The following is a 20,588-nucleotide window of genomic DNA, read 5'->3' on the forward strand; positions in this document are numbered from 1 at the left end:
ATAATCCTTATAGTCTTAAGACTATAAGGATTATTTATTTTATATTAAAGTGTCATATTTACTATCCTTGTATAACATTTACTCTTTCCTCTATTTCTTTTAATACAGTTGCCATGAACTCATTTAAATCTAGGTCTGCTACTTCTCCATTATCCCTTGATCTTACAGATACCTTATTCTCAGAAGCTTCTTTTTCACCTACTACTACCATATATGGTATTTTTTGAAGTTGAGCTTCTCTTATCTTGAATCCAGTCTTTTCTGCTCTATCATCTATTTCAACTCTTATACCTTTTGCAAATAAAGCTTTTTTAACTTCATTAGCATAATCATTGTACTTATCTGATATAGGAAGTATTCTAACTTGAGTTGGAGCTAACCAAACCGGGAATTTACCAGCATAGTGCTCTGTTAATATTCCTATGAATCTTTCTATACTTCCGAATGCAACTCTGTGTATCATAACTGGTTTATGCTTTTCACCATCTTGACCTACATAGCTTATATCAAATCTTTGTGGTAATTGCATATCTAATTGTATAGTTCCACATTGCCAAGTTCTTCCTATGCAATCTCTTAAGTGGAAGTCTATCTTAGGACCGTAGAATGCTCCATCGCCTTCATTTAACTTATATGGTAAGTTTAATTCTTCTAACGCTTCTCTTAATCCATTTTCTGCTACTTCCCACTCTTCATCTGTACCCATTGAATCTTCTGGTCTTGTAGATAATTCTAAGTGATATTCGAATCCGAAAGTCTTATAAATACTATCTATTAGGTTTACAACACCTTTTATTTGCTCTTTTATCTGCTCTGGTAACATGAATATATGTGCATCATCTTGAGTGAATGCTCTAACTCTCATTAATCCATGTAACGCTCCTGATAATTCATGTCTATGAACTCTACCTAACTCAGCAATTTTCATAGGGAAATCTCTGTATGAATGTGGGCTAGATTTATAGTATAGCATTGAACCTGGACAGTTCATTGGCTTTATAGCAAAATCTTGCTCATCTATTTTAACTGTGTACATATTTTCTTTATAGTGATACCAGTGACCTGAAGTCTCCCATAATTTTTGGTTTAATATTATTGGAGTCTCTATCTCAGAATATCCATCTGCTCTGTGTATATCTCTCCAGAACTTTAATAATTCATTCTTAAGTTCCATACCTTTTGGTAAGAATAATGGGAATCCTGGGCCTTCTTCTGGTATGAAGAATAAATCTAATTCTTTACCTAATTTTCTATGGTCTCTCTTTTTAGCTTCTTCTAATATATGTAGGTATTCTTCTAAATCTTTATTCTTTTCGAATGATATACCATATATTCTTTGAAGCATTTTGTTTTTCTCATCTCCACGCCAGTAAGCACCTGCTACACTTAATAACTTAACTGCTTTAATCTTCTTAGTTGAAGGTAAATGTGGTCCTCTACATAAATCAGTGAAATCTCCTTGCTTATAGAAAGATATTATTTCTCCTTCTGGTAATTCTTCTATAAGTTCAACTTTATAAATTTCTTCATTTTCTTTAGCCCAAGCTAAAGCTTCTTCTTTTGGTAATTCATATCTTTCTACTGCTAAATCTTCTTTAGCTATCTTCTTTATTTCTTTTTCTATTTTTTCTAAATCTTCCATTGTCAATCTGTGCTCTAAATCTATATCATAGTAGAATCCATTCTCTATGCTTGGCCCTATTGCAAACTTAGCCTCTGGATATAATCTCTTTATAGCTTGAGCTAGCATATGTGCAGATGTATGTCTGAATACATCTTTCCCTTCTACATCTTCAAATTTAAATAAATTTAATTCACAATCTTCACATACCTTGTGGTTTAGCCCTACTACTTCCCCATTTACAGATGCTGCAACGACTGATCTAGCTAAGCCTTCACTTATAGATTTAGCTATCTCTATCACGGCAATTTCACTTTCAAACTCTTTTACTGATCCATCTTTTAAAGTAATTTTTATCATTGTTTTTCCTCCTCAAATAATCTATATTTTATAATTAAAAAATTGTATAAAAAAACTCGACCCAAATAATATATTTGGGACGAGTATTGATTCGCGGTTCCACCCAAGTTGGCGTATATTTATACAACCCTCTTGATGACTGTAAGGTAGTCAACCGAATCGTTTCACATATTAAAGTATGCTACTAGTATTCTGCTCCAAGGTAGTTTTCAAATAGTCATCTTTAGATAAGCTTACAGCCGGTGGCCTATCCTCTCTGATAAAGTGTTTCTACTTTACTTGTCCTCTTCTTAGCTACTATTTTAAATTTAATATAAGTATATCAGATAGTTATATGTCTCGCAACCATAATATATTATATAAATATAATTATTAATCCTTGAACTATACCTATCATAAATCCTAGTACTAACCCTAGTATTTCTATATGTTTTAATTCTTGTTTTGCTATTCTAAGTATTATTTGCTCTAGTTCATACAAATCTAACTCATTAATCTTATTCTCTACCATTTGTTGTATATTTATACGTTTATTTGCTTTAATTATTATGTCTTCACTTAAATCATCTATACTTTGTCTAATTTCTGTTTCTATTACCTCTGATACGTATCCTTGTATAAGATTTTTTATTGCACTAGGAGCAAAAGCCATTTTTTCATTTACTACAACCTTAATTTTTACCTTTATGTATTCTACTACATTTTGTTTATCTTCCTCTGTGATTATGTTTTCTAATATTTCATCTAATGAAAGAAACTCTTCCTGAATTACTTCACCTATATTCAAAGCAATCTCAGCTTTTCTCTTTGGTATTAATCCTATTATTTCTTTATTTATTATAGGTATCTTAATAGGTTCTATCGGTCTAAATATTAGCTTAATAGCAACAACATTAGTAACGTAGCCTATTATACCACCAATACTCGCTGATATTAATATTTTTAATATATCATTCATAATAAAATCTCCTTGTGTAATATAATTATATGTATAGTTCGTTTTTTAACTATTCATTATATAATTATAAAGCTTTTATTAAACTTTAAAAAGTAATTTTTTATTATATAAAATAATATATTAATCATATAACTTTATTTTTGTTTAATTTTGATATATGGATGTTACTCTATCTCCAAAAATAGACTTTATTGTATCTGTTATTCCTTTAGATGAATTATTGTTTAATCCATCTAATATTTCTATTTTTCCAGGACATAATGTAAGCAATGTACTTATTAGGAAATCCTCATAATTTAAATTTTCCTGTATTACCATATTTATAATCTCTTCATCATCAATATTATTTATCTTTTTTCCATATTTATCATACAATATAAATGAATTATCTTTCATTATATTAACTCTCAATAAATCTATTTTTTCATCTTGTATGTCTATAAAATACTTTAGAACATTTATGAATTCATCTTGGTCCCTTTTCATTATATACTCTTCTACAGCTATATCGCCTATATTGGATATGTACTTAATAAAGCCTTTCATTCTAAATTTCAAAAAACCTTCTAAGTTTATATAGTCATTATTTAATATGTAATTATATACATTTTTATATACACTCTCTCTAACTAATAATTCTTTTTCTTTAAATAGCTGTAAAGAATGTATGTATATTTTTTCTTCATCATTTAAATATAAATCACGATATTTTTTTGTTATATATTCTCTTAATAACTTATTTTTCATGATATTTATTATTAAATTAGCTATTTCTTCAGTTATATCTTCTATATTTATTATGTTTTTATCATTAGGTGTTATTTCTATTTCTATAACTTCATCGTCATACTTTACTTTTTTGTTTAAGTTATTCTTATTGTTTAAAAATTTCATAGCATATGCTTTATCTTGCTGTGATAAAGTCATGCTAATATTTTTAATTATCAAATTAATCGCTCCTTTCTTATGATAATAGGAACTCTAGAGATTAATATAATAAATTTTTATAACTTAATAATAGCTATCTTTTTTTATTAGATTATATACTTAAATAATACTTTCTTTCATTACATCCTATAACTTTTATTATCTCTATATTCCTTTCATTTGATTCATATTATATATCTATAAATGAGCAAAAAAAAATGATAGCATAAGCTATCATTTTTTTATCTTTCACCTTTTTTATATTGATTCCCAAGTGCTGCTGGGGCTTTAGAACTCTTAACAAAAAGAACTAACGCTATCAATGTAACAATATATGGTATCATTGATAATAAGTTTTCATTTATGCTAAATGGTAATTCTGGGTTACCAAAGTATACTGATAGTGCTGTAGAGAATCCAAATAGTAAACATGCTGCCATTGCCCACTGTGGTCTCCACTTACCAAATATAACTGCAGCTATAGCTATATATCCTTGCCCTGATATTAGTGTTGGTCTAAATGAAGAAACAACAGCTAAACTCATTGAAGCTCCTCCTAATCCTGCTAATATACCAGATATTATAACTGCACAGTATCTTGTTAAAGCAACATTTATACCTAACGTATCCGCTGCACCAGGATGTTCTCCAACTGCTCTTACTCTAAGACCGAATCTAGTTTTGTATAATACATACCATACAACTGCAACTAATATAAATGCTAAAAATACTGTTGCATATGAATTAAATATTGTATCTAATACACTACCAGACGAAAATACTCCATTTAATGGTCTTGGTATCTTATTTTCCATTGGTATTGTTGGTGTCATAGTTGCACCATCGAACATTATTTTAGATGCAAATAATGCTACTCCAGGAGCTAATAAGTTTATTGCAACCCCTGATATAGTATGGTCTGCATTAAAGCTTACAGTTGCAACCGCATGTATAAGTGCAAATACACCACCTGCTAATCCACCTATTATAAACGATATCCAAGGGTTACCTATAATAATACCTGCTGCTGCACCTGCAAAAGCACCTATAGTCATCATACCTTCAATGCCTATGTTAACTATACCTGAATTCTCTGAAAATACTCCACCTAATGCTGCAAATATAAGGGGTGTAGAATACATTAAAGTGGTACTAATAATTAAAGCTAAATCTTCCATTATACATTGCCCCCTTTATTTTTTTTATCTCTCATTTTTACATATAACATTCTTAAAACACTGCTTAAAGCTATAAAGTAAACTATAGACCCTATAACTATATTTATTACCTCTGAAGGTGCACCTACAGCTTGCATCTTAGTTCCACCATATTTAAATGCCCCGAATAATAGTCCTGAGAATATAACTCCTATTGGATTACTATTAGCTATTAATGCAACGGCTATACCATCAAAACCATACCCTTCTTGGGCTGCAAGTATTGTTATATTATGAGATACCCCCATAACTTGTATAGCTCCTGCTATACCTGCAAGTAAACCTGCTATTGCCATAGACTTTAATACTGATGAATTAACATTTATACCACCATATTCTGCTCCATATTTGTTGTATCCAACCCCTCTTAACTCAAACCCTAGAGTTGTTTTGAACAATACAAAAGCTATTATTAAAACAAATATTATAGATATAATTATACCCCAGTTAACTTTAGTGGCAGGTCCTACTAATGTAGTCATCCAATCTATTCCTATACTTGCTGATTCATTTATGCTTGCTGAAGCCTCACTGTTGGGTCTAGCTAACCTTGTAGTCTTTATAATAAAATTACTTAGATAAAAAGCAATCCAGTTGAGCATTATAGTTGCTATAACTTCGTTTATTCCAAACTTAGATTTTAACCAACCTGCAAATCCACCCCATACAGCTCCACTTAATGCTGCCATTAAAAGTGTAAATGGTATATGAATAAAAGGAGGTAATTGGACTCCAACTCCTACTATAGTAGCAACTAATGCTCCTATTATAAATTGACCTTCTGCCCCTATATTGAATAGACCTGTCTTAAATGCAAATGCAATAGAAAGACCTGTTAATATAAGTGGAGTAGATCTTATTATAGTCCATGCAATAAACTTCGGTTTTCCAAATATACCTTCTATCATTGCTGAATAAGCCTCTATTGGATTAAATCCAGCTATTATCAATGCTATTGCACCAACTAATAAACCTAATACTATGGATATTAAAGAAAATAATACCGGACTATCAGCTAAAGATATTTTCTTCTTATTTGCTTTATTACTCATTTTCTTCACCTCCAGCCATCATAAGTCCTAATGTATTCTCATCTGCATCTTTTGCATCCATAATTCCTACTATTTTTCCTTCATATATTACTGCTATTCTATCTGATACGTTCATAACTTCATCTAATTCTAAGGATACTAAAAGTACAGCATTTCCTTCATCCCTTTGTTTAATTAGCGATTTATGTACGAACTCTATCGCTCCAACATCTAATCCTCTTGTTGGTTGAGTTGCTATTAATAGTTGAGCTTGGCCTGTAGCCGCTCTTGAAATTTCTATATTGTCAACTTCTCTACCTATTATAACCTTTTGTTGATTTCCCCCAGATAAAGATCTAGCTTTAGTTGTATGATCTGTAGGTCTTACATCAAATCTTTCTACTATAGCTTCTGCATATTTATCAATTGCTTCTTTATTTAAGATTCCATTTTTAGAGAATCTAGGATCTTTATAGTTTTGTAAAACTGTATTTTCTGCTACAGAGAAATCTAATATTAACCCTCTCTTATGTCTATCCTCTGGTATATTTTTTATACCGCTATTAAATACTTCTTTCGGGTTTTTATTTAAAACTTCTTGTCCATTTATCTTTATGCTTCCAGATTGAGCTTTTCTAAGTCCTGTTAAAGCTTCTACTAATTCAGACTGCCCATTTCCATCTATACCCGCAACACCTAGTATCTCACCAGCTTTTACATCTAATGATAATCCATCTACTACCGATATTTTTCTGTTATCTTTAACTGTTAAATCCTTTATTTCTAAAACTACCTCTTCTGGTTTAGCTTCTACTTTATCAACTTTGAAGTTTACTTCTCTTCCAACCATCATAGCTGCCAAGTCGTCTTCACTAACTTCAGAAACTTTTACAGTATCAATGTACTTTCCTCTTCTTATTATAGTACAATAATCAGCTGCTGCTTTTATTTCTTTTAATTTATGAGTTATTATTATTACAGACTTACCTTCTTTAGTTAAGTTTCTTATTATTTGTATAAGTTCTTGAATTTCCTGTGGTGTAAGAACTGCTGTTGGTTCGTCAAGTATTAATATTTCTGCGCCTCTGTATAATGCTTTTAGTATCTCAACTCTTTGTTGCATACCAACTGTTATATCTTCTATCTTCGCGTTTGCATCAACGTATAATCCATACTTTTCTGATAATGCATTAACATCTTCTACTGCTTTTTTAATATCTACAGCTCCAATACCCTTCATTGGCTCAGTACCAAGTATTATGTTTTGAGCCACTGTAAAAGGTTGAACTAACATGAAATGTTGATGTACCATTCCTATACCGTTTGATATTGCAACATTAGGATTATCCATCTTTACTAATTTTCCATTTATATTAATCTCACCTGATGTTTGATTATATAAACCATATAGTATGTTCATTAGAGTAGATTTTCCTGCCCCATTCTCACCTAAAAGAGCATGTACTTCACCTTTATGTACAATCAAGTCTATGTTATCATTCGCAACAAAATTTCCGAACATTTTAGTTATCTTTTTCATTTCTACAACTTTTTGACTGTAGTCGATATTACTATTATTCATCGCCCTTTCTTACCCTCCTTAATTTAATATTCAGTATTTTTATTATACTAAAATATAATCTGTATAACAAACCATTTTAAACGTTTTCCAAAAAAAAGTTATTTTTTGTTGTTTTTTGTCATTTAGTTAATTTAAGTAATATATTTTTATGGTTCTAATGCCTTTAACTTTAAAATTTAATATTATTATTCTTTCCAAAACCTATCAAAATATTGTACTGTATAATAATTAAAATGACTGTTTTTTATGTAATTATAACAACTCTTTCGAATAATTTTATTATATACTAACTAGCTTACTATGTTAATTATAGTCATTCTTATATACTTATATTTTGAGGTCAATAAATCATTTAACTAATTATTTATTATCATAATTAATGCTCTTGATTATATTTTTCATAATATAAAAACAAGCTACCCTATATCTAGGATAGCTTATTTTTATTTACTGTTTCATTTATTATATATTATTTTTTTAATTCATTATATTCTTTTTCATTTTGAGGAATTTTTATGTCTCCAGCTTTAATCTTTTCAGCTTCTGCTTGAACATATTCTAAAACATCTGGAGGTACATTCTTATCACTAGTTGGAGCTATACCAACCCCACCCATATCTAATGTATTAACTATAACTTTTCCACCTTCATATTTACCGTCTATCACAGTTTTTGATAAGTTGAATACAGCAACATCTATATTCTTCATTGCTGAAGTTATTATGTTTTCTGGAGCTAACTTATTTTGATCTTGGTCAACACCTATAGCTTTTTTACCATTTTCTTTAGCAGCTTCTATAGCACCTATACCAACTGCTCCTGCAGCAGAGAATATTATATCAGCTCCATCTTTGTTCATTTGATTAGCTATAGACTTTCCTAATGCTGAATCTGAGAAACTATTTGCATATTGAACCATAACTTTAGCATTTGGATTAGCTTCTTCAACTCCTGCTCTAAATCCGTAATCGAATCTGTCTATAACTTCACCTTTCATACCACCTATGAATCCAACTTTATTAGTTTCTGTCATTTTTCCAGCTATTAATCCTGTTAAGTAAGATGATACGTTGTCTTCAAATAATAAAGAAGTTACATTTTCAGGTTGTTTTGGATAAGCTGCATCTATAAGAGCAAATTGTTGATCTGGATAGTTTTTTGCTGCTTCTTCTATTGAATCTGCTAATTTAAATCCTACACCTATTATTAAATCAGTATCTTCATCAACTAATGTTTCAACATTTGGAACATAGTCCGCATCTTGCTTAGATTCTAAGTATTTAACTTGAACCTTATCTTTTCCGTACTCTTTTTCTATCTTTTCTAACCCTGCCCATGAAGATTGATTAAATGATTCATCATTTACTCCACCTGTATCAGTTACCATAGCTATCTTGAATACCTTTTCCTCATCAGCACTTTTAGATGTATCTGATTTTGAATCAGATTTACATCCAACCAACATGCTAGCACTCATAACAGTCACTAAACCTACTGTTAATAATTTTTTAAGTTTCATAAGTCTCCTCCTAATAATTTCTTATTTGTTAATTGTATTTTACATCATTTTCTAATTTTTTTCTATATATAATTTCTTTTATAGCAAAATATATTATATTTTTTATATCATATATAGAAATTTTAAATATATAATGTACATTTTTTATTATAAACATATATTTAAAAATCAATTCATATATGATTGTTTTAAAAAGACCTTCAAAACTAGAAGGTCTTTTTGAAATATGACATACTATTTATTTTTTAAACATATAATAGCGGTTAAACCCGGTCCTGCATGTGAACCTACACATGTACCTATTTGAAAATATAATATTCCTTTAGGATTAAACTGTTCTTTAACTACCTCTGTTAACTTATCTTTTTCTTTAAAGTCATCACTATATCCTATGCATATAACTTGGTCAGTTAAATTTGTTCCACAGTTTTCTTTTACTAAATCTATCATCTTTGATATAACATTTTTCTTTCCTCTAACTTGACATATTGGAGCAACTAATCCATCTCTTATATCTAGTATTGGTTTTATATTTAATATACCACCTATAGCAGCTTTAGTAGAAGATATTCTTCCACCTTTTTGTAAATATTCTAACGTATCTACTGAGAATAAAACATAAGTCTTTTCTCTTAATTTTTCTATTTCATCTAATATTTCATTTATATCTTTTCCTTGTTCTGCAAGTTCTGCTGCTTTAACAACTAATATTCCTATTACATAAGAAAATGCTTGAGAATCATAAGTGTATATCTCGCCATTTATATCATTTTTAGCCATAACTGCACTTTGGTATGTTCCTGTAGCTACTGATGACCCTGCTATATAAAGTATCTTTCTACCGTCATTTACATACTTTTCAAAAACTTCTTTAAATTGAGCATATGTAGCTTGAGAAGTCTTTGGGTATTCATTTTGATTTCTAAGTATTTTATAAAACTCATCATTAGATATATCAATACCGTCTTTATATTCTTTTCCATCTAATATAACCGTCAGCGGTACCACTTCTATATCATATTTATCAATTAATTCTTTAGGTATATCCGATAAACTATCGCATATTATTTTTAAATTTTCCATTATAAAATCCCCCCCTCATTAAACTATGCTTAGGATAATTGGGATTATCTCATATTAGGATAGCCTAATTGTCTTAATGCTTCATATACAACTATGGCAACTGAATTTGATAAATTCAGTGATCTAGCCTTTTCAACATTTATCATAGGTATTCTCATACAAGTTTCCAAATTCTCTTTTATTAATGTCTCCGGCAATCCTTTTGTTTCTTTTCCGAACACTATAAATGAGTTGTCAACAAATTCTACATCTGAATGTGATTGATCAACTTTTGTAGTTGAGAAAAAGAACTTTCCATTTGGATTTTTTTCAACCACTTCTTCATAACTGTCATAATATTGTATATTTGCTAAATCCCAATAATCAAGTCCACTTCTTTTTAAATATTTATCCTCAAGTGAAAAACCTAATGGTCTTACTAGGTGTAATATTGTTCCTGTAGCTGCGCATGTTCTTATTATATTTCCAGTATTTTGAGGTATTTCCGGTTCTACTAAGACTACATTTAATGCCATATCCATCCTCCTTATGATCTTATACATAATTGCGTTTATTTTTTTAGTACAATTTAAATATGTAATGTCTAATTATTTTATATTCTAATATTTCTCAAATATAATTATAACAGAAAATTACTTTTCTAAAAACTTACTTTATTAAAACTTATTTATATCTATATACATTAAGCATTAAAATCTCCTATCTAAACTTGTGTAAATAGGAGATTTTAGTCCTTATATAATATTTGTATTAAAATTATTACTTTCCTTTTTTTTGGTTCCATATATCACTATTTTATCCATAGGAGGGTAATAATTCTCTCTTATGAGTTCTTTAACTACCTCACCATTTCCTTTATATGTTCTAAAAGTATTTACTTTATAGCCATTTCTTCCTTTTTGAGATATACTCTTTTCTCCTTCATATAGTTTGTTACTACTTTTTATTTTTACTTTGTGCGGAACAGATTCAATTAATTCAGTTACTATTTCAATATCTTTTTTATATTCTTTATCTCCATAAATTGTAGAAACTATTCTATCTTCATATACTTGTTGAGTAATAAATATAGGTTTCCTAAAGTTATTTTTAAATCTTAAATCTATATCTCCTGTAGAAATAGTAGCATCTCTTCCTTTCGATACATAAGGGCTAGGAATACTGTGATTTCTAACATTGGTAATTTGAAGCCCTGCATAAAGAGATGCATTATATAGAGTACTTGATACTTGGCATATTCCACCTCCTAATCCTTCTTTTAACTCTCCATTTATTATAACTGGAGCATTTTTAAACTTAGCTTGTACTTCTCTCACTTCTACATATGAATTAAATGAAAACTCTTCAGATGGATTTAATACTATATTATTTGTAGCACTTGCGGCTACCTTGATATTACTGACTCTATTATAGGTCTTATGATTAAAATACGTTTCATAAGTACCTAAAACTGTATTTATCTTAGACAAATCATCATATATATATTTAGGCTTAATATCTATTGTAGGAACTTTAACTTCATTGTAACAATCTATATTTTCAATTTTATTTATTATAATCTTTTTAAATTCATTTGTGTCTAACTTTACTCCAAACTGTTCTTGTCCATAAATCAAATTACAATTTTCTAATTTAATAGTTGCATTTACAGGTTCTTTTTTTATATCTTCTTGTATATAATTAATATATTTATTTACTTTATCTTCATCATAGGTTTTCTCTATATCAACTATAATAGGTTCTCTATATTTTAAATTTATTTTTGTCCTTATATTAGAAATTATATTTTGATTTCTACCTATCTTGTATGATTCTTCTACACTTTCTTTTATTTTATAAACCACACCAATATCTCTTATGTCTAAATTATAAATTTTATTATTGCATAAAAATTTAATTTTACTATTATTATTTACAAATTCTTCGACTTTAATTTTCGCTTCATTTTTAGTTAAATCAGATACATCAATATTTTCTATTGAGATATTTTTATATATTTTGCCTTCTTTAGTATTAGCTTGTACTATATTTACATTTCCTAAAAAAAAGATTCCTACTGACAATGCTATCGATATTAACTTAAGTCGTCTCACTTTTGTCATTCCCTTCTTTATAGTAACTACAATCATTTTTTATAGGGCACATGCTACATTTTGGCTTTCTAGCTTTACACATCCTCCTTCCATGAAAAATTAGGAGATGGTGAGAATGAGACCATCTATTTTTAGGTATAGCTTCCATTAGTGCAAATTCTGTTTTTTCTGGAGTCTGCGTATGAACTATTCCAATTCTATTAGCAACTCTAAATACATGGGTGTCAACTGCCATAGCCTCTTGATTAAATGCATTGCTCAATACTACATTTGCTGTTTTCCTACCAACTCCAGGTAATTTAGTTAATTCTTCTAGTGTATTTGGTACTTTTCCTTTATAAATTTCGCACAGCATTCCTGAAGTTACTTTTATATTTTCAGCTTTACTTTTATATAGCCCACAACTTTTTATTTCTTCACTAATCTCTTCTATACTTAATTTTGAGAAAGCTTGAGGTGTATTATACTTTTTAAATAATACTTCTGTAACTTTATTTACTCTAACATCTGTACACTGTGCAGACAATATTGTAGCTATCAAAAGTTCAAATGGAGTCGTATAATTTAGCTCACATTGCGCATCTGGATAAGTATCCTCTAATACATCTAATATTTTGTTAATATTCTTCATGATAATATCCCCCTTTTAATTTATCTTATTACTATATTATCTATCATATTCAATAATATATAACAAACTATTCTTATCATAATTATGTAAGTTTTTCTTATTTAACCTTCTTAGATAAAATTTACATAAAATTTTGTTATTAATTTATTTTCATATAAAAAGAAAGCAAAAAACTATATTGTTCTTGCTTTCTTTTTATATTTTACCCATTAAATTATCCACTAAAACTATTATTTTAACTCTCTTTGCATTTTACTAAATTCATATAATCTTTCGACTGTTACTTTTTTAATTTCCTCAAATTTCATATCCATTAAAATTTCAAGTGCCTCTTCTATTCTTTCAACTGTATAAATTTTAAATTCACCATTTTTAATTGCTTCATTTACTTCATCTGATAAAACTAAATTTCTACTATTATTTTTAGGTATTATGACTCCTTGGTTACCACTTAGCCCCTTTATCTTGCATGCTGAGTAAAATCCTTCTACTTTTTCAGTTATACCTCCAACAACTTGTATTTCTCCTTTTTGATTCATCGAGCCTGTTACAGCTATATCCTGTTTCAAAGGTATTTTACTTAGTGATGATATTAATGCATATAGTTCAGCTCCAGTTGCGCTATCTCCATCTATTCCTCCATAATTTTGTTCAAAGCAAATATATGCATTTAGAGATAGAGGAAATTCCTGTGCAAACTTTTCTGCTATATATCCACCTAAGATTAATACTCCTTTATTGTGTATAGGGCCACTCATATTTACTTCTCTTTCTATATTAACTATACCCTTATTACCTGGACTTGTAGTTACCGTTATTCTTGATGGTCTACCAAATGAATATTCTCCCATATTTAATACAGATAATCCATTTATAACTCCTACTCTTTTTCCCTGAATTTCAATTAGAGTGAATCCCTTTTCTAATGACTCATCCATCTTATGTTCTATTCTACTTAATCTTTTTCTTCTTTCATTTACTGCTTTTTTAATATCTTCTTTATCAATATATTCAACATCCCTAATTGTTGCATATGCATCTCCTTCTACAACTATTTCTAAAATTTTATTAAATTGGGTAGAAAGTTTATAATTATCTCCAGCTATTTTAGTACTAAATTTAATAACTTCTTCAACAGCGGCATAGGTAAAATGCTTAAGATTATTTTTATTACATTGTAATGCTATAAATCTAGCTATTCCATCTTCATTTGTTTCATTCTTATCCATCTCATCATCAAAATCAACAAATATTTTGAAGTATTTGCTAAAGTCAGGATCGTAGTTATATAATAAATTATACATATAGTTATTACCTATCAATATTACCTTTGTATCTATTGGGATACTTTCTGGTTTTATAGACGTCTGAGTATCTACCCCTATCTTTCTAGACTGTATTGTTCTCTTTAACATATCCCACGATAATCCATATTTTAATAATTGGTCTACATATAAAACTAAATATCCTCCATTTGCCTTATGAACCGCACCTGGAATAAGTTTAGTAAAGTCTGTCTTTACATTACCATTATAGTAATCATATTCTGCCTTACCAAATAAATTTGTTGGGCTTGGATTCATTTCAACAATTATAGGTGCTGATGAATTATCTTTATCTGTACCATTATCAACAAATAAATTTACTTTATATTTTAAGAAATGATCTTTATCATACTTATCTTTTAATTCCTCTTCATCCATATAAAATAAATAAACATACTCTAATATATCCTTTCTCATGTTTGATAAGTATGTTTTTACCTTGTCATATTCCTTATATTTTTCAGCTAAAGTTTGTATGTGCGGATCAATTACAAACTTAGCTACTTCTTCTTCTAAATCTAGTAATGCTTCCTTTGCTTCATCTTCTAAATCTCTTATTTTATATACTACTTGAATTGCCATATTCTCTAAATCTCTTTTTACTTTATAGAATTCATCATCAACTTCATCTTCATCTTTACTTTCGTCCTTTTTTTCCTCTATAGGTACAAATACCATCCCTACTTTACTATTTTTTAATTTAAATCCTTTTTCTTCTCCATATTTTTTAATTTTTTTCAATAAAATATCTTTTTCTATTTCATATTCCTCAATAAGTTGGTTTTTACCTATTTCAAAATCTTCACTTTCAAATGTATCCTTTAACTCATCCAAAAGTGTTTCTATAAGTTTTTCAATATCCTTTTTAAATCCCTTTCCTATTCCTTTTTCTAATCCAATAGCAACAGGCTCTCTAGGTTGTTCAAAGTTATATACATAACACCAATCCTTATGTATACTCTTTTCAGATGCATATTTCTTCAAGGCTTTAATCGCATATGTCGTTTTACCTGTTCCTGATTCTCCTGCTAAGTATATGTTATATGCAGGATTATCAATTTTCAATCCTATCTCCATAGCCTCAATTGCTCTTTTTTGACCTAATATACTTTCTAGAGGTTCTATTTCAGATGTGTTATTATATCTTAACATAAACTCCCCCCATTACTTTCATTTTATATATTCTATGTATAATAGCTTGTATATGTTGATTTAATTTTGAAATTCATACAAATAAAAAGAAGTCTTTGACTTATTCGCCATCAGACTCCTTATTTAACAATTCCATGTTTCTTTTTATTATATTTTTACCTCTCCAACTAAAAGCTCTATCTCCATATCTTCTTTTAAATTCTTTGTTTGATATATCACTAATCTCATTATAGTCTAATCTATTTATTATATTTTCCATAAATTCTTGTATATTAGTCTTTAAAATATGTCTATTATGAGGACATATATCTTGGCATATATCACATCCAAACACTTTATCACCACTTTTTAATATTTTTAATTCTTCTTCTGATAGTTCCTCTTTTTTTTGAGTTAAATATGATAAACACCTTTTGGGGTTCATTTCAAAACTTCCTAAAAGAGCATTTCCCGGACAATATTCTACACACTTTCCACATTTTATACATGTTTTTGGTAAAGGTTCGTCAGAATGAAACTCGTAATTATTTATAATATAACCTATAAATACATACGAACCATATTCATCTGTTATTATGTTGTTATTTATCCCAAAATATCCTATCCCTGATAAATATGCTAGGTGTCTATCTACTAGAGGTCCATTATCAACAAATATTTTATATTCAAATCCATTTATTTCTGTAACTAAATAATTACAGATTGTTTGTAAGATATCTTTTGCTACTATATGGTAGTCTTTACCATAACAATACTTTGATAAATTTGAATTTTCTTTTTCTCCTATATAATACGGAAACGCACAAACTATTATAGATTTTGCATCTTCCATTATATGCTTTGCATTTATTCTATTTTCTAGTATTTGTTCCTCCATTCCCGTTACATGTCCATTTAACAGTCTATGCTTTATTATTTTTTCTAGCGTATTATATGGTCCAACACCTGCTATTCCTACACATTTCAATCCTATCGATTTACAAAATTCTTTTAATTTATTCTTATTCATAAAATATCCTTTCATTAATTCTTTATTAGTTTTATAATAACTAAAGTGTAAGGATGGTGATAATTTGGTTAAGTTAACAATCCCAGGTAGACCTATAAGTAAATCTAACTTCAAGCTTCACAATGTTCATGGTCAAGCATGGATGCCATCAACAGGTAAACATTCTAAATATCTAGCTTATGAAAATATGATTGCAGGTTTCATAAATCAACAATATCAAGGAGATATTATTGTCGAAGATTTAATCATGGTACTAAAGTTATATTTCCCTGATAAACGTATGGGTGATTTACATAACTACCCTAAAAGTATATGTGATGGTATTGAGAAAAGTGGTATTATCAAAAATGATAAACAACTTAAACCTGTTTTATTATTCGATTTTATAGATAAAGAAAATCCACGTGTAGAAATAGAACTTTATCCAATTTCACAGTATGATGTATCTTATAATATATCTTTAAAAAAGTAAAATCTTGATGATTAAAGTTTAATATTATCTACATATGAAGAGAACTTAATTTTCACTATATAATAATCATTCTATAGTAACTTAAGTTCTTTTTATTATTCTCTATTTTAAATTTTATAATTCTATACTAATCAATTTTTGATAATACGTCTTTTAATATCTCTCTAATTGGAAGTTTATATAGGCATTATCCTTTATCCTTCGCTATTCAATATTTCTCTTATCATTTTTATTTCTCTCTTATGTCCTTCATCTTCAAGTGGTGTTTCTAAGAAAAATGGAAGGTGGTTTAGACTTGGATGTGTCATAAAATTAATTATTGCCTCTAATCCTATTTTACCTTCTCCTATTACAGAATGTCTATCTTTTTTATCTCCAAAAGCCATCATACTATCATTAAGATGGATCGCCTTTAGTTTATCTAATCCAATAATTTCATCAAATTCTTCTAAAACCCCATCTAAATTATTTACTATATCATATCCAGCTGAAAAAATGTGGCAAGTATCTAAGCATACTCCTATTCTCTCACTATGTTGTACATTATCCATTATTCGTTTTAGATGCTCAAAATCAAATCCTATTTCTGTTCCTTTTCCAGACATAGTTTCAAGAAGTAGCGTTATATTTTCATCCCCTTTTATAGCTTCATTAAGAGCTGTACTAATTCTCTCTATTCCAAAGTCAATTCCTCCACCCACATGACTTCCTGGATGAAAACACATATATTCAATCCCTAAAAAATCCATTCTTTCTATATCTTCCTTTATTATCTTTCTTGCAAATTCATAAACATCATCTTTTGCTCCTCCTAAATTCATAGTATAAGGCGCATGAGCTAATAAAGCTCCAAAGTTATTTTCTTTTCTTATTTTTTGAAATTTTTCTATATCTTTTTCAACAAATTCTTTAGAATTTCCTCCTCTTGGGTTCCTACTAAAAAATTGAAATGTATTTGCTCCTATTTCTACAGCAGTCTCAGCTGCCTTTGCATATCCTTTAGCTATAGAAATATGTGGTCCTATTATAAGCATCTCTTATCCTCCCTGTGTCTTTTATATTAAATGATAATCTCTATAGCTTAATTATACCCAAAAAAATAAATATCAACAAATGTTGATACTTATTATATGTTTAAAGCTTCTTTTTGTAACATTGGTATAGTTAATAGAACTATCTCATATTTTTCATCTACTTCACCATTTTGTCTCGATTTTAAAATTTCCCCTATTTTTGATTTCATAGTATCATTTAACTCTTTAATTTCGTCCATAGTTAAAGAGACTTGATGATAATCAATAACACTTTCTTCTGACAGTCTTTCTTCTTCTGCTGCATGATAAAACAGTTCGCTCATGTTTTCGAATTTAGATATGCATACTACATCTTCTTCTTGTTCAGTATTTAAAGAAAAATCAAGTACATTCTTTCCTATTACTATGTTTTTTGCTTTTGGGTAGTAATACTTCTCTACTATTCCTGACTTTATTTTTTCTTCTACTAATTCTAAAATTCCTACCTTATAAAGTGTTTTTATATGATAGTTAATTTTAGCATGAGGCTCATCTAACAATTGCGATAATTGTTTAGCTGACAATGGCGATTTATCAAATGTTTTTAAAATATCGATTCTTCTAGGATGTGCAATAGCTTTTATACATTCTAAATCTCTCAACACAAGTACCTGTTTCATTCCCCCACCCCTATAAAAAATTATTTCATTGTAGTTTAATTATATATTAACCATTCATAGTTGTCAAAAAATTCTATAATTTAGAATATATTTAAATCTAGCTCATGTGATAAGTCTTCTAACATTTTTACACCTGCAATACTATTTCCCTTTTTATCTAAAGCTGGTCCATAAACTCCTATACCCATCCTATTTGGAACTGATGCCATTATCCCACCACCAACTCCTGATTTAGCAGGTATTCCAACCTTTATAGCAAATTCTCCGGATGCATCATACATGCCGCATGTAATCATAAAAGTCTTTACCATTCTAGATACTCTTTCACTTATTACTCTTTCACCATTCTCTATATCAATTCCATAAGATGCAAGATTCATACCTATTCTTGCTAAATCGACTGCATCTATCTCTATAGAACACTGCTTAAAATATAAATCTAATACATCTTCTACATTACCTGTAATAAATCCATCATTCTTAAGGAGATATGCCATAGCTCTGTTTCTATCTCCACTCATCTTCTCTGATTCATACACATCATAATTAATTCCTATATTATCATTTTTAGTCAATCGTCTAAAAAACTTTAACATTCTCTCTTCTTTTTCTTGAGGACTAGCTCCTTTTATTAATGATGTTGTTACTATAGCCCCAGCATTTATCATAGGATTACATGGTTTCTTTGTATCATTTGTCTCTAGCTTCATTATAGAGTTAAATGGATCTCCACTTGGTTCCATTCCAACTTTTGAAAAAACATATTTCCATTCATTATCCATTAGAGCCATCGCAAGTACTATAGGTTTTGAAATACTTTGTATTGTAAATTTAGTATCACAATCTCCCATTTTATATAAGTTGTTATCTTTATCTATTATACATATTCCTAAATCATCTCTTCGCGCATTTTTTAATTCTGGTATATAACTGGCTACTTGCCCATAATTTATATATTTTCTATTTATGTCTAATACCTCTTTGAGTATCTTTTCCATATGTACCCCCTTATTTAGTTATATTTCTAATCATATACTAATTACATAATACATAAAGTCCTGACATTCTGTCAATATCAGGACTTTTCTATATACTTAATCTACTATTTTACTGCCACCTATAAATTCTCTTAATATTGATGTAGAAGGTATGTCTGATGTGTCCTTTAATTCAGTAAAATACTGAAGAAATTTTAGAAGCCTATTTGCTTCTATATATGTTGGATTTTCTATTCCGATTTCTTCTAACAATGGTTTTGCATATTGTTTTAAAACTGATAATTCATATACACAGGCTGAATTAAATATTACATCCGCTTCTTCTTGATAAGGGAATATATTCTTCTTTTCTCCACGTCTTACGGATTCCCATTGCATTATTGTCTTTTCTGCACTATAGCCTCTAAAGTTATAGTCTCTAACCATTCTTCTTATTAGCCTTAAATCAGTCGTTGGTATTCTATTATGATCATCTAAATTTATTTGAGTAAGAGCACTTATATATATCTTAAATTTATCTTTATCAGGTATAGATGCTGTTAAAATTGGATTTAATCCATGTATACCTTCTAATATTATAGGTTGATTTTCTTGTATTTTTAATTTTCTACCTGTTTCTTCTCTTATTCCTAATTTAAAGTTAAACTTTGGTAAACTTATTTCTTTTCCATCTAATAAATTTTTTAAATCTTTATTAAATCTATCTAGATCTATAGCATATATAGATTCAAAGTCAAAATTTCCAAATTCGTCTAAAGGAGTATCGTCTCTATTAACAAAATAATCATCTAAAGATATAGATACTGGGTTTAAATTATTAACTCTAAGATGTATAGATAACCTATGAGCAAAGCTAGTTTTCCCTGACGAAGATGGCGCAGCAATTAGTATTACTCTTTTTTCTTTTTCTTTTATTT

General features: G+C 28.7%; 18 protein-coding genes and 1 other annotated feature. Of the genes, 1 reads left to right on the forward strand and 17 read right to left on the reverse strand.

Annotated features, from left to right (window positions below; translation table 11 throughout):
- Positions 1 to 61: 61 nt before the first annotated feature.
- From thrS to queG, 13 genes are all read right to left on the reverse strand, one after another.
- Positions 62 to 1,981: a threonine--tRNA ligase gene (gene thrS / locus AC11VW_RS14845; RefSeq protein ID WP_484302210.1), complete on the reverse strand. Its 1,920-nt coding sequence runs from the start codon at positions 1,979 to 1,981 to the stop codon at positions 62 to 64.
- A gap of 72 nt (positions 1,982 to 2,053) precedes the next feature.
- Positions 2,054 to 2,282 (reverse strand) — a binding site (T-box leader).
- Between the two features lie 54 nt (positions 2,283 to 2,336).
- A complete protein-coding gene (locus AC11VW_RS14850; protein ID WP_484302211.1) occupies positions 2,337 to 2,939 on the reverse strand; it encodes a DUF445 domain-containing protein in 603 nt (200 codons plus the stop codon).
- 144 nt (positions 2,940 to 3,083) lie between these two features.
- Positions 3,084 to 3,887, reverse strand: a complete 804-nt coding sequence (gene ytxC, locus AC11VW_RS14855) for a sporulation protein YtxC (protein ID WP_484302212.1) — start codon at positions 3,885 to 3,887, stop codon at positions 3,084 to 3,086.
- 221 nt (positions 3,888 to 4,108) lie between these two features.
- Complete coding sequence (locus AC11VW_RS14860) at positions 4,109 to 5,044, reverse strand: ABC transporter permease (protein ID WP_484302213.1); 936 nt, start codon at positions 5,042 to 5,044, stop codon at positions 4,109 to 4,111.
- The gene (locus tag AC11VW_RS14865) at positions 5,044 to 6,135 is read right to left on the reverse strand and encodes an ABC transporter permease (protein ID WP_484302214.1); all 1,092 of its coding nucleotides are present in this window, start codon (positions 6,133 to 6,135) and stop codon (positions 5,044 to 5,046) included. Before AC11VW_RS14865 ends, AC11VW_RS14860 begins: the two co-directional genes overlap by 1 nt.
- The gene (locus tag AC11VW_RS14870; RefSeq protein ID WP_484302215.1) at positions 6,128 to 7,696 is read right to left on the reverse strand and encodes an ABC transporter ATP-binding protein; all 1,569 of its coding nucleotides are present in this window, start codon (positions 7,694 to 7,696) and stop codon (positions 6,128 to 6,130) included. Before AC11VW_RS14870 ends, AC11VW_RS14865 begins: the two co-directional genes overlap by 8 nt.
- Before the next feature lie 469 nt (positions 7,697 to 8,165).
- Positions 8,166 to 9,215 (reverse strand): BMP family lipoprotein, encoded by a 1,050-nt coding sequence (locus tag AC11VW_RS14875; protein ID WP_484302216.1) that lies wholly within the window; start codon positions 9,213 to 9,215, stop codon positions 8,166 to 8,168.
- 234 nt (positions 9,216 to 9,449) lie between these two features.
- Positions 9,450 to 10,298: a DegV family protein gene (locus tag AC11VW_RS14880; protein WP_484302217.1), complete on the reverse strand. Its 849-nt coding sequence runs from the start codon at positions 10,296 to 10,298 to the stop codon at positions 9,450 to 9,452.
- A gap of 44 nt (positions 10,299 to 10,342) precedes the next feature.
- Positions 10,343 to 10,813: a tRNA (uridine(34)/cytosine(34)/5-carboxymethylaminomethyluridine(34)-2'-O)-methyltransferase TrmL gene (trmL, locus tag AC11VW_RS14885; protein ID WP_484302218.1), complete on the reverse strand. Its 471-nt coding sequence runs from the start codon at positions 10,811 to 10,813 to the stop codon at positions 10,343 to 10,345.
- A gap of 219 nt (positions 10,814 to 11,032) precedes the next feature.
- A complete protein-coding gene (locus AC11VW_RS14890) occupies positions 11,033 to 12,391 on the reverse strand; it encodes a VanW family protein (protein WP_484302219.1) in 1,359 nt (452 codons plus the stop codon).
- Positions 12,378 to 13,022 carry an endonuclease III gene (gene nth, locus AC11VW_RS14895; protein WP_484302220.1) on the reverse strand — a complete coding sequence of 215 codons (645 nt, stop codon included), beginning with the start codon at positions 13,020 to 13,022 and terminating at the stop codon, positions 12,378 to 12,380. Before nth ends, AC11VW_RS14890 begins: the two co-directional genes overlap by 14 nt.
- A 230-nt stretch (positions 13,023 to 13,252) precedes the next feature.
- Positions 13,253 to 15,499: a Lon protease family protein gene (locus tag AC11VW_RS14900; RefSeq protein ID WP_484302221.1), complete on the reverse strand. Its 2,247-nt coding sequence runs from the start codon at positions 15,497 to 15,499 to the stop codon at positions 13,253 to 13,255.
- 100 nt (positions 15,500 to 15,599) lie between these two features.
- Complete coding sequence (queG, locus tag AC11VW_RS14905) at positions 15,600 to 16,508, reverse strand: tRNA epoxyqueuosine(34) reductase QueG (protein ID WP_484302222.1); 909 nt, start codon at positions 16,506 to 16,508, stop codon at positions 15,600 to 15,602.
- Positions 16,509 to 16,572: 64 nt separating this feature from the next.
- On the opposite strand from queG, the gene AC11VW_RS14910 reads away from it, so the two are divergent.
- Positions 16,573 to 16,980, forward strand: coding sequence for a RusA family crossover junction endodeoxyribonuclease (locus AC11VW_RS14910; protein ID WP_484302223.1), 408 nt, complete (start codon positions 16,573 to 16,575; stop codon positions 16,978 to 16,980).
- A 194-nt stretch (positions 16,981 to 17,174) separates the two neighbouring features.
- On the opposite strand, the gene AC11VW_RS14915 is transcribed toward AC11VW_RS14910, so the two are convergent.
- The 4 genes from AC11VW_RS14915 to AC11VW_RS14930 all read right to left on the reverse strand — a co-directional run.
- The gene (locus AC11VW_RS14915) at positions 17,175 to 18,014 is read right to left on the reverse strand and encodes a deoxyribonuclease IV (RefSeq protein WP_484302224.1); all 840 of its coding nucleotides are present in this window, start codon (positions 18,012 to 18,014) and stop codon (positions 17,175 to 17,177) included.
- 92 nt (positions 18,015 to 18,106) lie between these two features.
- On the reverse strand, positions 18,107 to 18,673 hold the full coding sequence (locus AC11VW_RS14920) for a helix-turn-helix domain-containing protein (RefSeq protein ID WP_484302225.1): 567 nt from the start codon (positions 18,671 to 18,673) through the stop codon (positions 18,107 to 18,109).
- An 80-nt stretch (positions 18,674 to 18,753) separates the two neighbouring features.
- A complete protein-coding gene (glsA, locus tag AC11VW_RS14925) occupies positions 18,754 to 19,671 on the reverse strand; it encodes a glutaminase A (protein ID WP_484302226.1) in 918 nt (305 codons plus the stop codon).
- Positions 19,672 to 19,767: 96 nt separating this feature from the next.
- The coding region (locus AC11VW_RS14930) for a uridine kinase family protein (protein ID WP_484302227.1) at positions 19,768 to 20,588 on the reverse strand (821 nt) is incomplete at its 5' end.

Source organism: Romboutsia sp. (assembly GCF_056995035.1).